10 protein-coding genes are annotated in these 14,065 nt (G+C 40.8%); all 10 read left to right on the top strand.

Features of this window, described 5'->3' with window-relative positions:
- Positions 1-223 precede the first annotated feature (223 nt).
- The 10 genes from HUK45_RS05810 to HUK45_RS05765 all read left to right on the top strand — a co-directional run bounded on the left by HUK45_RS05810 (position 224) and on the right by HUK45_RS05765 (position 14,022).
- Entirely contained in the window at positions 224-988 is a 765-nt protein-coding gene (locus HUK45_RS05810; RefSeq protein WP_191911522.1) for a hypothetical protein, read from the top strand.
- A 144-nt stretch (positions 989-1,132) separates the two neighbouring features.
- The gene (locus tag HUK45_RS05805) at positions 1,133-3,412 is read left to right on the top strand and encodes an SEC10/PgrA surface exclusion domain-containing protein (protein WP_191911521.1); all 2,280 of its coding nucleotides are present in this window, start codon (positions 1,133-1,135) and stop codon (positions 3,410-3,412) included.
- Between the two features lie 229 nt (positions 3,413-3,641).
- Positions 3,642-4,112 (top strand): mucin-binding protein, encoded by a 471-nt coding sequence (locus HUK45_RS05800; protein ID WP_191911520.1) that lies wholly within the window; start codon positions 3,642-3,644, stop codon positions 4,110-4,112.
- 297 nt (positions 4,113-4,409) lie between these two features.
- Positions 4,410-5,705, top strand: coding sequence for a serine--tRNA ligase (serS, locus tag HUK45_RS05795; RefSeq protein WP_191911519.1), 1,296 nt, complete (start codon positions 4,410-4,412; stop codon positions 5,703-5,705).
- A 309-nt stretch (positions 5,706-6,014) separates the two neighbouring features.
- Complete coding sequence (locus HUK45_RS05790) at positions 6,015-6,857, top strand: Rpn family recombination-promoting nuclease/putative transposase (protein ID WP_191911518.1); 843 nt, start codon at positions 6,015-6,017, stop codon at positions 6,855-6,857.
- Between the two features lie 334 nt (positions 6,858-7,191).
- A complete protein-coding gene (locus tag HUK45_RS05785) occupies positions 7,192-8,652 on the top strand; it encodes an ABC transporter substrate-binding protein/permease (RefSeq protein WP_191911517.1) in 1,461 nt (486 codons plus the stop codon).
- A 1-nt stretch (position 8,653) separates the two neighbouring features.
- Complete coding sequence (locus HUK45_RS05780) at positions 8,654-9,352, top strand: amino acid ABC transporter ATP-binding protein (protein ID WP_191911516.1); 699 nt, start codon at positions 8,654-8,656, stop codon at positions 9,350-9,352.
- 747 nt (positions 9,353-10,099) lie between these two features.
- Positions 10,100-11,440: an amino acid permease gene (locus HUK45_RS05775; RefSeq protein ID WP_191911515.1), complete on the top strand. Its 1,341-nt coding sequence runs from the start codon at positions 10,100-10,102 to the stop codon at positions 11,438-11,440.
- 814 nt (positions 11,441-12,254) lie between these two features.
- Positions 12,255-13,367, top strand: a complete 1,113-nt coding sequence (locus HUK45_RS05770) for a PTS transporter subunit IIC (RefSeq protein ID WP_191911514.1) — start codon at positions 12,255-12,257, stop codon at positions 13,365-13,367.
- A 355-nt stretch (positions 13,368-13,722) separates the two neighbouring features.
- Positions 13,723-14,022 carry a YSIRK-type signal peptide-containing protein gene (locus HUK45_RS05765; RefSeq protein ID WP_191911513.1) on the top strand — a complete coding sequence of 100 codons (300 nt, stop codon included), beginning with the start codon at positions 13,723-13,725 and terminating at the stop codon, positions 14,020-14,022.
- Positions 14,023-14,065 lie beyond the last annotated feature (43 nt).

Here is a 14,065-nt window from a genome sequence, read left to right as displayed (position 1 = left end):
GATGGGTAGCTCTTTTTGGATTTAAATATTTTGAAGATCTAAAGAGATCTAAAATCTGGACGGAAGATCTAAAATGATTATGAAAATTTCACAGTTGATATACCTTAATTAATGTTTGGGGAGTGGATAGCTAATCACCTTTAAAATGACTTGTCCGTATTTACACAAGAGGGGTACAATAAAATCGACTATGTCTAGAAATAACTATTTGGAGGGTTAACTAGTGAAAGACGGTTTCAAAAATAAATTTTTAATTAGTACTGCTGTCTTGGCAGGAATCACGTTGGTTGGGGCAACGAATACTGCTCATGCGGCTGATAATCTGCAAGAAACAAACGTTACTGGTCAGTCAACCGCTAATCAATTGAAAGCTAAGTTAGCTAACGATCAACAATCTGTTAATGATTACCAACAAAAGGTTACTCAGGGTCAACAAAATGTTGCTAGTGATGAAGCGGCATTGCGGAATGCCCAGACTGCTCAAGAACAAGGCCAATCAATTTTGTCAGCTGCTCAGCAACGGCAACAAGCAGCTCAAAGTGCATATGATCAACAAGTCGCTGATGTTCAGGCTAAGCAAGCTACAGTTGATCAAACTAAGAAGGATCTATCTGTTGCTAAAAATGAATTGAGTGCCGCTCAGTCAAGTGCTGGTTCAGCATCTAGTTCAGCATCGACAAGCAGTTCCTCAGCCACTAGTTCTTCGGCAAGTACTAGTAGCAGTGCTTCTTCCGCTGGTTCCAGTGCTACATCCGGTTCATCATCAGCTAGTTCATCAGCTGCTCTTCAACAGGCTCAAGCTGCTGTTCGGGATGCTCAAGCAAAGCAAGAAGCAGCTCAAACAGCCTTCAATCAGGCAAGCAATGATGTAGATGCGAAGAGTACTGCGGCTGATACAGCTAAACAAGCTGCTGATCAGGCTAATCAAAAAGTAAATGCAGATCAAACCGCTATTAAGGCTGCTCAACAAAAGGTAACTGATCTTTAAGATGCTTCTCATGTTGATGTTGACGCCCTCCAACAAGAAGTTAACCGACTTCAAGAAAAACTCCGGAATGATCGACAAGCAGTTACAGATGCACAAAACACACTAAGCCAAGCTAAAGCTGATTTAGAAACAGCCAAGCAGGCAGTGAATAAAGCTAATGGTGACTTAGTTAAGGCCCAACAGGCTGCCAAGACTGCTCAGGGTAAACTCACTGCTGATCAACAGGCGGCCCAAGAAAAGCAACAGGCAGCTCAAAGTGCCAAAGAAGCAATGGATCAAGCTAAGGCTAAATTAGATGCACTGAAGAACGGCACTACCAGTGAGAGTGATCCAATTGCTCAACAAGCTCCAGCTAAGGTGCCAGCAGGGTTTACTGATGCTTTTGCGGGCTTTAATCCGCATGCAATGACGAACTCTCAAGATTCTACTGAGGCAGCTCGAAATGCATTTGCCGAGAATGGTGGAAATCCTAATATTGATTTATTAAATGGCTTTTCATCATTTCCTGATAACTTTGTATCTAATCCTGAAGATGCAAAGCAACCAGTGGATCTTCAAAATCTAACTGATCAACAAAAAAATGAAATTAATAGTTGGACCGCTAACGTTATTAATCGAATTCGTAAGCAGGTACAATCTCAAATAAATGGTAATAAATATAGTGCGGGATATTTGAAGGTTTCGAACTCAGCAACTGATATTGGTTGGAAAGTAATGAAAGCGGCATACAATAATACAGGATGGAATGCTCTTCAAAATAGTCATAATATGAAAGGATTAGAGCAGGCAGCGGTTAATGAACACTTGGCAACTAATGTAAATAATGCTTTTGTTGGTGAAAATCTTGGCTTTGGACTTATTCCAATAGAACTTACTGGTCAGAAAAACATGGATACTTTAAAGCATAGTATTTATGATACAATTCTGACGATGATGTATATGGATAGTAACATGAAGCCTGGCTTTGGAGGACATACAACTGCCCTGCTCAATGATCCTAGTTATCGACCAACTTACAATGGTGTTAGTGGGAATGCAATTTCACTTGATCCTTCAACAGGTAAAGTGATTGCCAACCAATACCTGTCGGTTTCATTTGATAATCACGGATATCTCCACTTCAACTTCATTAGTGATGCCAATGCTACTTCTGAGGTTAAGGCTAAGTTAGCTCAAGGTGCTACAACTCCAGGGATTGACCAACAGTCTAGCGTTAGCCAAGATGATATTAAGTCTGCTCAAGATGAATATAACCAAAAGAAGGCTGCTTCTGATAAGGCTGAGCCAGATGCCAAGAATGCATCAGAAACTGTTGAAAACGATCAAGCAGAGGTAAAGACTGCTTCTGATGCCGTTGCAACTGCTCAACAAAAACTTGATTCAGCCAAGAAGACAGTGCAAACAGCTCAAGAAACAGTGACAGCTAAGCAACAAGCAGTTACTGATGCGCAAACTAAAGCCGATGCAACCCAAGGCCAAGTTAACGAAAAGAAGACTGCTTTAGACGCTGCTGGCAAGTCAAAGGATGACCAAGCAAAAGAATTGCAACAGGCTCAAAAAGACTTACAAACAGCTAAGAACACGTTGAATGCTGATCAAAAGGTTCAACAAACTAAGCAACAAGCAGCTCAAGATGCCCAATCAGCTTTGAAGAAGGCTCAGGAGACCTTAACTGCTAAGAAGGCTGCTTTGGATGGCGCTAATAAAGCATTAACAAGTGCCAAAGAGCAGTTGAGCCAACTGGAAGAAGGTAACCTGAAGGGCAGTCTGGCAATACAACTCTTTGCGCAATCATATGCAAAATTTGCTGCTGCGGTTCCAGATGAAATAAGTAAACTATCTGCTCGTGTTGAGAAACTTCAAAAGCAATTGAGTAGTGACCAAGCAGCGCTGAAGGACAGTCAAAATGCTTTAGCTACCAAGAAGATTGAATTAGATGCCGCAAATGCTGCACTCGCACAGGCTACTAGTGATACTACAATTGCGGATCTGAAGGCCCAACTTCAAAGGGATCAGCAACAGTTAGCTCAGGATCAAGCAACTCTGGCTAAGTACCAGCAAGCTGTTAAGGATGATTTAGCAGCCCTTGCACGACTACAACCAGCAACTACTGGTTCGCAAACGGTGGATCAAACAATTGGTGAAACCGGTGTGAACGGCTCTGAAGAAATGACAACTCAGGGTCAAAAAGTTGCAGGGACTACTATTTATCGACCGACTACTGGTACAACTGAAACTGTAGCCTTCCCAGTAGCAGTTGCTAACAGTTCGGTTGCCCATCAACAAGCTCCAAGTGTTGTTATTAGTCACAAGGCTCAATCACGGTTACCACAAACTGGTGATTCACATAACTTAGCTGCATTACTAGGTCTTGGCCTTGCTGGACTTGGTGCAACGTTTGGTCTTGCTCGCCGTGAAAACTAGTTAAATTCAGTTATTTATAGATTCAAAGCAAACCTAAACGCTTTTACGGTAATGCTTAGGCTTGCTTTTTTTAAATATTTTTTAGATAAATACTTATAATTTGATAAACGAGTTTTGACATTTTTGATATTAGGGTCTACAATTACATGTTAAATGGCACTGTAATAGTTGTCTTGGATTAAATTAATACTCGATAAATTATTGAAAAGTAAAGTGAGGTTAGGTGCAGATGGTTACTGTAGAAGAACAACAATTGACTGATGCGCTGACGGCAAAGTCAACACGAACGATCGTCTTAGTGGACGTTGATGGTACTCAGCAAGAAATCAAACAAACTGTTCGTTTTCAACGCAGTAAAGTACCAACAGCGGATGGGCAAGTAACTTATAGTCAATGGGTTATTCAACCTGATTCACCAAAGGAATGGGCTGAATTTGATGCCCCTGAGATTAAGGGATGCGCACCTGATCGAGCATTTTTACCAAGTGAGCAGGTCAATGCCTGGACACCTGATTCAAAGATCGTAATTGTCTACAATAAGTTTGATAATGAACGCCTTGATGACCGGTATACCAAGACAAGTTCACGGCCACCGCTGATCCATCGTCCGGCTGAGCCAAAAAAGACGAATATTCTTCATGGCCTTGGACTACGGATCGCTGGCCTAACTTCACTATTTGGTTTGCGCCATGCAAATTAAAATAATTTTTATTAAAATATCGATTGCTAAATAACGCCAGATGTAATATGATAATGGCGAATATTAAACACGGATGCATTTCAAGTAGATCGTTCAGAGAGACAACGGTAGGTGCAAGTTGTTGATCGAAACTCCGGTGCAAGTAAATGTGGGCGGGTAATGCCGCACGGTTGATGGCCGTTATCCATCGCGAGGGTGACATTTAGATGTCAAACTTGGGTGGTACCGCGGAACTAAGAGCCATTTCGTCCCAAAATATTTTGAGGATGGAATGGCTCTTTTTGTTAGGAGGATACAATGTTAGATATTAAAAAAATTCGTAAAGATCCCGAATTCTTTAAGCAAAAACTAGCTACTCGGGGCGTTAAGGCTGAAGAAATTGATGAAGTAATCGAACTTGATCAAAAGCGGCGGGACTTACTTCAAAAAACTGAAGCTTTAAAGGCCCAACGGAATGAAGCCTCAAAGAAGATTGGTGAAGCTAAACGAAATGGTGAATCCGCTGACGAGGCAATCAAGGAAACTCGTGAACTGGGTGACCAAATCAAGGAGCTTGATGAACAGGTTGAAGCTAACGACGAAGTATTCCACGATAAGATGTCTCGCCTGCCAAACATTCCTCACGATGGTGTTCCAGTAAGCTTAACTGAAGAAGGGGCAGTTGAATTACGAAAAGTTGGTAAGATTCGTGACTTTGATTTTGAACCAAAGCACCACTGGGATGTCGGTGAAAATCTGGGTATTTTAGATTTTGACCGTGCACGGAAAGTATCTGGTGCCCGGTTCGTCTACTACCTTGGCTTAGGTGCCCAGCTCGAACGTGCCGTTTACAACTTCATGCTCGATGAACACATGAAGGACGGCTACACTGAGGTATTACCACCATACATTGTTAATGCTGCTTCAATGTACGGGACTGGTCAATTCCCAAAGTTCAAGAAGGGTGTTTACCAGGTTAACGGCGAAGATATGACCTTGATTCCAACCGCTGAAGTACCATTGACTAACTACTACCGTGGTGATGTTATTCCAGCTGAAGAATTGCCAGTTTACGTTACAGCCTTAACACCATGCTTCCGTTCCGAAGCTGGGGCAGCCGGCCGTGATACTCGTGGTTTGATCCGGATGCACCAATTTAACAAGGTGGAAATGGTTAAGTACACGAAACCAGAAGATTCATGGGATGAATTGGAAAAGATGACTGCCAATGCTGAAAACATCTTGAAGAAGATTGGTTTGCCATACCATGTCATCACTTTGACTACTAGTGACATGAGTTTCACTGCTTCTGAAACCCATGACCTTGAACTTTGGATGCCTGCTCAAAACAAGTACCGTGAAGTATCCAGCTGTTCAAACTGTTTGGACTTCCAAGCTCGCCGGATGCATACGCAATACCGGGATGAAAACGGTAAGTTGCAATACGTTCACACCTTAAATGGTTCAGGTCTTGCCGTTGGTCGGACCGTTGCCGCTATTTTGGAGAACTACCAAAACGAAGATGGTTCTGTTACTATTCCAGAAGTCTTAGTTCCATACATGCATGGTGTTACTAAGATCACCAAAGAAAACGCGGTACCGTTTAAAAAGTAGAGTGCGAACCGCGACGGACTAGCTACCGAGTACTAAGGAATCCCGGACGATGGTTGTATACAATCAAGGACGGGATAGTTAGACGGAGGTGGCGGTCGCGGTGAGCAGATCTTGACTATGTTGCCTAGAACCACTAGCTCGAGGAAGTTTAGGCTGAACACGTTTCGACTATGTTGCCTAGAAGCTAAATTACATTTAAACATAATTAAACCAGGAATAACCTCCAATAGGTGGTTGCTCCTGGTTTTTATTTTGAATTTAGTTAAAAAGTTCATTTTTTCCGTTCTTTAGTTAGTAGGAGGCGAAAACATGAACTTAATTCAGAAATGGGAAGATGCCGGATTATCAAACGACTTTGTTTTCAGTAAGGTGATGATTGATCCAAAGATTTGTCAGGAAGTAATTCAACGTGTTTTACCGGAATTGAAAATTGATCATATCAAACTACCAAATAGCCAAGAAGAGATTAATTTTGCTCCAGATGCAAAGGGAGTTCGCTTTGATGTATTCACTCGGGATACAAAAAATAATTGCTATGACATAGAAATGCAGGTTGCAGATGAAAAAGATCTGCTGAAACGAGCACGATATTATCAGGCAATGACATCACTTGATTCGTACGAAAAAGGAAAAAATTACCAAGAAGCTAATAATTCATATGTGATTTTCTTTTGTTGCTTTGACCCGCTTGGTTTAGGTTTACAGCAATATACCATTCATCGACATGTTGATGAAAGTCCAGAACATATTGCAGACGATGGGACAACAACAATTTTCTTAAATATTCCGAGCTTGCGGAAAGATGTTAATCAGCCTTTACAAAAGTTTTTGGATGTGATTGCTAATCGTAAAGTTGATAGTGATGATCATTTCATCGTACAATTAAAAGAAAGAGTTACATTCGTCAAACATAATAAGAAATGGAGGGCGGAATATATGCGTTTATCGTTATATGAAATGGATCGTCGCCATGGATTGAAGGTTGCACGGCAAGAGGGGATAGAGGAAGGAAAAGAAGAAGCGATTTTACAAGTTACAAGCTTGTTTGTCAAACAGCAATTGCCAAAAGAAAATATCATTGCTAATTTGAAAGAAGCGTATGACTTAACGGATGAGGAAGCTGAGCAATACTATAAACGGTGTTTGAAATAATGAGTAGATAAAAATTAGCAGTTCTAGCTGGTGGTAATACCAATTAGACCTGCTTTTTAGGTTTAAAGTATAAAGAAGTATAAAAACAGATTTAAAGTATAAAAGAATATAAAATGACATTTACTTAAATGAGAACTTTCTCATCAGAAATCATCCATCAAAAATTATACTTAATTAAGTTAACCAAATCATGGGTATTATCCTTTAAAAAGATTAGTTTAAACCGATTTCATCTTGGATAAACACACGGTTCACTTAAAACTATTCACTTCTTTTTGTCTGAATGATAATGTATTACCAACGTTAAAATTTGATTAAAGAGGAGTCGGTATAGATGCAAAGCAATCATTGGAAAAAATTAATCACTGCCTTTATTGCGATTGTTGGAATTGTAATTGGGTGGGTGGTCGTCGAACAGCAACCGGCATCTGCTGACCCAACCTATACCTTTGCAACGAACAACACGTTTGAACCCTTTGAAATTCAGGATAGCAAGGGTGGGTATTCTGGGAAGAATCCTGGGATTGAAATTGAAATTCTTAAAAAAATTGCTAAACACGAACACTTTAACTACAAACTAAAGCCAATGAGCTTTAACGGTGATTTACAGGCACTTGAATCAGGTCAGGTTGACGCGGTTATCGCCGGGATGAGTGTTACTGATGAACGGAAAGCTAAGTATGATTTCTCAACTCCGTACTACACTGATGGTGTCGTTATGGCGGTTGCCAAGGATAGCAATATTAAGTCAATGAAGCAGTTGAAAGACAAAACCGTTTCAGCTAAGTCGGGAACTAGTGCTGCATTGTACTTGAAGAAGAATCAGGATAAATATGGTTACAAAATTCGGTACTTCGACTCATCGAACACCATGTGGAACGATGTGAAAAACGGTAATACTGCAGCAACCTTTGATGATGGGCCAGTCCTTGAATATGGGATTAAGACCGGGGTTCCGCTAAAGATTGTTACTAAAAAGCCAATTGATGCACAACCTGTTGCTGGTGGTTTCCAAAAAGGCAAGAACCTTGCTTTGCAAAAGAAGGTTAATAACGGAATCAAATGGTTAAAGGATACTGGTCAGTTAGATAAGATTATTGATAAGTATACTAAAGGAAACGGGACAACCAAGACAACAGCGGCTGATCACACAATTTGGGGTCTGCTAAAGACTAACAAGGATGCATTGCTCCGTGGTTTATGGATGACGATTGAGTTAACCGTTGTCGGGATTATCTTCGCAATGATTTTTGGAATTATCCTTGGTGTTCTTGGTGTCGTGGAAAATAAATTTGCTAACGCGGTTTCAAGTACGTTAATTTACATTTTCCGTGGTGTTCCAATGATCGTTTTGGCCTTCTTTATTTACATGGGGATTCCAAACGTTATTGGTCACAAGGTGCCACTATTCCTTGCGGGGATTTTGACATTAACTCTTGATGAAGGAGCCTACATTGGGGCCATTGTTAAGGGTGGCTTCGAATCCGTTAGCCAAGGACAGTGGGAAGCCGCTCGAAGCTTAGGATTACCATACAGCAAGGCCTTGATTAAGGTTATTGCTCCACAAGGGTTCAAGTTGATGGTGCCTTCATTGGTTAACCAGTTCATCATTACCCTGAAGGATACTTCAATTTTATCGGCAATTGGTGTCATGGAATTAACCCAAACCGGGACAGTAATTATTTCACAAAACATGGAAGGGTTCAGAATGTGGACGATCATTGCGGTAATCTACATCATTATCATTACCCTATTAACATGGTTATCAAACTACGTACAAAAGAGGATGGCTTAATATGGATAAAAATTACAAAGTTCAAGTTAAGGACCTACACAAGAGCTACGGCAGTAACGAAGTGCTAAAGGGAATTGATCTCAATGTTAAGCCGAGTGAAGTAGTTTGTATGATTGGTCCTTCTGGTTCTGGAAAAAGTACCTTTTTACGCTGCATTAACAAATTGGAAGAACCAAACAGCGGTCATGTTTACGTTGATGGTTATGACATTGCGGATCCCAAAGTAAATATTAACCAGGTTCGCCAAAATATCGGAATGGTTTTCCAGCACTTTAACCTTTTCCCGAACATGAATGTTTTGCAAAACATTACATTAGCTCCAGTTGAACTGGGGAAAATGAGTAAGGACGAAGCAAAGAAGGCGGCAATGCATTACCTTGATCTTGTTGGTCTCAGTGATAAGGCAGATGCTAACCCAACTAAACTTTCTGGTGGGCAGCAACAACGGGTGGCAATTGCTCGTGCGTTAGCGATGAAACCGGATGTGATGCTGTTTGATGAACCAACAAGTGCCCTTGACCCTGAAATGGTTGGGGACGTTCTTGAGGTTATGAAACGGTTAGCTCGTGAGGGGATGACGATGATTGTTGTTACTCACGAAATGGGCTTTGCTAAACAAGTTGCCGATCGGGTTGTTTTCTTTCATGATGGTGATATTCGTGAGCAAGGTACACCTGACCAAATCTTCGATCATCCTTAACACCCCGACACCAAGAATTTCTTGGATAAGGTGCTGAATGTGTGAGTGTGAGCCAGCAGAGGACTTGCGGAAAGCTAGCAATTTCTCCTGACGAAGGCGATTAGCGCCTAGGAAGGAGGTTGCTAGCACTAGCAAGTCTCTGGCGAACACGTTATGACTATGTAATAGTGGAACATTCTTGAGGAAGGTTAGGCCGAACGCAGTAGCTAAGTGGCTTTTGTCATCAACAAGTTGATAGTCAAAAGCCTACTTATCCTTGCGTGGGTTCACAGACGAAATTGATAAATCAATTTCTGGTTCACTCCAACGTTATGACTGTGTAACAGTAGAACTTTTAGACGGAAGTTGTGGTCACGGCGAACGCATCTCAACTATACTACCGTAAACTTTTAAAAAGTAATTGAAGCCTAACCTCATCATTATGATTAGGCTTTCAAAATACGAAAGATTATATAAAAATTCAAAATATTGTTTGACATTAGACGTAAAATCATTATAATTATGAGTAATCTTTAATGTTAGTGAATAGAGATTCCGATATTAGCTGAAATTCGGGACTAACAAAATGGCATGTACGTTTGAAATGGGTGGTTCCTTTATCAACTGAGAGGTAGTTCATTAATTTGAGCTATAAAGATGGGTGGAACCGCGTTAAAAGGACGTCCCTGGTATAAAAGCCAGGGACGTCCTTTTTTTGTGAAAGCGATATATGCAAAAGATAGAAGTTAAATTTTAAGGAGGCAGATTATGGACGAACAGCAACAACAGAAGTTAAAGCGCTCATTAAAGAGTCGACACGTAACGATGATTGCCATCGGGGGTGCAATTGGTACTGGACTATTTCTTGGTTCAGGGAAGGCGATTCAACAAGCTGGACCAGCGATTATCCTTTCGTACCTCATCGTCGGTATCTTTTGCTTCTTTATGATGCGTGCGTTGGGGGAATTAATCCTCGCTGATACTTCTAAGCACTCGTTTATTGATTCAGTTAAAGAATACCTTGGTGACCGAATGGAATTCGTTGCCGGGTGGATGTATTGGGCTTGTTGGTTAACGTTGGCAATGGCCGACTTAACCGCGACAGGAATTTACTTAAAATACTGGTTCCCGTCAATGCCTCAGTGGGTTGGTCCGTTATTAATTGTTGTTCTTTTGATGTTGGTTAACATGGTGAATGTCGGTTTATTTGGGGAGCTAGAAAGTTGGTTCTCGATGATTAAAGTGCTGGCAATCATTGTCTTAATCGTGATTGGTGCGGTAATGCTCCTAATGCATAGTCACATTGAAAATCGGACAGTGGAACTAAGCAACCTTGTTAATCACGGCGGCTTCTTCCCGACCGGACCAATGGGCTTCTTGATGTCATTCCAAATGGTTGTCTTTGCCTTTGTTGGAATTGAAATGGTTGGTTTAACTGCTGGTGAAACTAAGAATCCACAAAAGGATATTCCAAAAGCAATCAACACTTTACCAGTGCGGATCGGTTTGTTCTACATTGGTTCAATGATTGCGATGATGGTAATTTATCCATGGACACAAATTAAGACGACATCTAGTCCATTTGTTCAAGTTTTTGCTGCAATTGGTATTCCAGGTGCGGCCGGAATCATTAACTTTGTGGTATTAACCGCCGCGATGTCCGCTACAAATAGTGCAATCTTCAGTACAAGCCGGTCACTGTACTCGCTTGCCCGAAGCGGGAATGCACCAAAGCGGTTTGGTGAGTTAAGTGCAAAGGCGGTTCCTAATCACGCCTTAACTTTCTCATCACTGATTCTCTTTATTACCGTAATTTTGAACTACATTATGCCAGCCGGAATTTTTGATGTGATTGCTGGGATTTCCACGATTACCTTTATCTTTACGTGGATCATTATTTTAGCAGCACATATCGAGTACCGACAGAGAAATCCCAAAGGGGTCAGCTACTTTAGAATGCCAGGTTTCCCCGTTACTAGTTGGTTAACGATTATTTTCTTCCTGGCTGTCTTGGTAATTTTACTATTCATTGATTCAACACGAATTCCGTTGATCTTATCAGTGATTATCTTTGCTCTATTAGCTTGGGGATATGGGTTAAAAAAATAGAGTGCGAGTCGTGACGGATTAGCAACCGAGCACTAGAAAATCCCGGACGATGATTGTTTACAATCAAGGACGGGATAGCTAGGCGGAGGTTGCGGTCACGACGAGCACATTTTTACTATGTTGCCTAGAATGATCTCTTTAGCCATGCTGCACTGAAACCTAACTTAATCAGAAAAAAGACCAGAAAATTTTTCTGGTCTTTTTTGATTCTAAGAGGGCAAAAATGAATTATTATTTATGAGTATTAGAACAAATATCCTGAATATGTTTGATTAATAAAAGTGCTTTCATCATTGATACGACGCGGTTAAATTGATCTTTGCGGGTGGGGGATATATACTAAAGGTGTGAAGAGATATTAAGTGATTTTCATCGAACATCTTCTCATTAATAAACTACTTTGAAAGTATGTTGATATTAATCTGCAAAAAGTTAACAAAAACACACCCCACTCCACATGAAAACAATTTAGTTTCCTTGAAAAGCATGTTTAGCTAATTACTTAATTAGAAGGCCATATTTACAGAGCCCTTACGATAATAATCTCAGTTTAGTTCTCCCATTTTGAAGAACTGCAGAATACAATCTAACGGATCTTGATAACAGTGTCACTTAATCATCTCTTCAGCGGAAGCACGGAGACTTTAATTAGTCTCCGCTTTTTATTTTAAATTGTGAATTCGTTTTCAGTGACTAAAATTGTGGGTCTAATATTAAAATTAAAAATAAATTAGAAAATGATTAGAAAAACTATTGATTTCGTTAACGTCTCCATGTAGAATCAACAACATCAAAAATATTTAAGGAGGCGTTAATGATGGAAAATACTCAAGTTAATGCGCGACAAGCAAATGCAACTTATGCCAATTCGTCAGTAGTGAAAGAGGCGGCTTACCGAATTTTTGCGGCGGTGGCCAATGCCATTTTAGTCATCTTGGGAGGAGGACTTTTAGTACAGACGATTGGTAACCTGTCTGGTCTGCATGTATTAACTTTGGTTGGTGCAGAAGCCCAAGTCCTCTTAGCGCCTGCGATCGGAGTTGCGGTTGCTTCACAGATGAACACTAACACGTTGGTAACCTTTGCTTCGATGATTTCAGCTACTGTTGGTGCTAATGCTGTTCACTTTACAACTACAGCCGTTAAGGGCGCAACAGCTACTGGACAAGCTGCTGTTGCTGCAGTTGGCGCACCAGTATTTACAACTGGTCAACCTGTTTCCGCTGTTTTGGCAGCGGTAGTAGCAGTGCTTGTTGGTAAATACCTCACCGGGAAAACACCATTGGATATGGTATTAGTACCATTTGGCGCCTTAGCAGTTGGAATTAGCTTTGGCTTAATGGTTGCGGCGGTAGTAACTCCAGCATTGTTAGCCGTTTCTGCTTACATCGCTCACTCAATGCAAGTATCACCAGTACTTGGTTCCGCTGTTATCTCTGTTGTTTGGGCCTTGTTCTTAATGACCCCAGCTTCTTCAGCTGCCCTAGCCGTTGCTCTAACTCTTGACCCTGTTTCTTCTGCGGCTGCTTTAATCGGAACAACTGCTCAGTTCGTTGCCTTTACCGCAATGTCCTGGCGTCAAAATAACCTGGGAGCTAATATTGCTCAAGGATTAGTTACCCCTAAAGTTCAGTTCCCTAATATCTTGATCAACCCATACCTTTTAGTACCATCAGTTGTTTCCGCAGCGGTTTGTGCACCACTAGCAACCGTGCTCTTTAACTTCCGCTCAACTTACACGCTTGGTGGTTTGGGATTGAACTCATTGATTGCCCCGATCGCTTACCTTTCTCGGGGATGGGATCAATTCGCAACTTACATGGCACTCGGGGTTGTTGCTCCAGCTGTAATGTCAGTGGCACTTTACTTCTTCATGAAGAAGTCGGGCTTGATCGGTGATAACCAACTTCACTTGAAACTTGTTTAACAATAAAGGAAAAGCAAATCATAACTGTGTAAAATTACGATCCTAGATAAACGTTCATAATGTTAGAGGGAGTTTTGGCTGTGGCTAAAACTCCCTTTTTATAAAAATAAGTGATGCGGATAACAGTTTTAGAAGAACATGGGAAGAATATTTCATATGTTTTTCAACTGATAAGGCGAGTTAGTATTGTTGTTTCAGTATTTGTGAACAAAAGTTTAATAAATACCGATTTAATTAATTTAGTTTTGGCTTTAAGAGATTTACAATAATAAGAAAATGGAGTAATTGAGTTATAGTTTGAGGGAGTATCAGAAATGTTATCGAAAAATAATGTGAAAATATTAACAGAAAAAACATGAATCAATGTCAACGGTTTGGTTTACGCAAATTATCGATTGGTGTGGCTTCTGTTCTGCTTGGAACAACTTTCTTTATGGGAACTCAAGTGGCACAGGCTGATACTTTGGCAAGTTCCTCAACAGAAGAACAGCCAGTATCACAACAGGTAACTTCAACAGGGGAAAATCAACCTGCTACAACTGGGAACGCTGTTCAACTGACTAAGCAAACGACTGCTACCTCTACTGAGGGGGGTCAACAACTAGTCAATCTACCACTCCCGTTAGTGATCATAATTCTGCTACCCAGGCGGTAAATGTAAAGGCAGTACAAGAATCTGCCACTAATCAAGTTAATGC

The sequence above is a fragment of the Limosilactobacillus urinaemulieris genome (genome assembly GCF_014838745.1).
Lineage (GTDB): Bacteria > Bacillota > Bacilli > Lactobacillales > Lactobacillaceae > Limosilactobacillus > Limosilactobacillus urinaemulieris.
Note: the sequence above shows the minus strand (reverse complement) of the source record. Positions and strands in the feature narration are given on the sequence as shown.

Bases quoted from the DNA above. Each gene is read 5' to 3' on its own strand.
- HUK45_RS05800 (WP_191911520.1), top strand. From the start codon at position 3,642: ATGGTTACTGTAGAAGAACAACAATTGACTGATGCGCTGACGGCAAAG.
- serS (WP_191911519.1), top strand. From the start codon at position 4,410: ATGTTAGATATTAAAAAAATTCGTAAAGATCCCGAATTCTTTAAGCAA.
- HUK45_RS05790 (WP_191911518.1), top strand. From the start codon at position 6,015: ATGAACTTAATTCAGAAATGGGAAGATGCCGGATTATCAAACGACTTT.
- HUK45_RS05785 (WP_191911517.1), top strand. From the start codon at position 7,192: ATGCAAAGCAATCATTGGAAAAAATTAATCACTGCCTTTATTGCGATT.
- HUK45_RS05780 (WP_191911516.1), top strand. From the start codon at position 8,654: ATGGATAAAAATTACAAAGTTCAAGTTAAGGACCTACACAAGAGCTAC.
- HUK45_RS05775 (WP_191911515.1), top strand. From the start codon at position 10,100: ATGGACGAACAGCAACAACAGAAGTTAAAGCGCTCATTAAAGAGTCGA.
- HUK45_RS05770 (WP_191911514.1), top strand. From the start codon at position 12,255: ATGATGGAAAATACTCAAGTTAATGCGCGACAAGCAAATGCAACTTAT.
- HUK45_RS05765 (WP_191911513.1), top strand. From the start codon at position 13,723: ATGAATCAATGTCAACGGTTTGGTTTACGCAAATTATCGATTGGTGTG.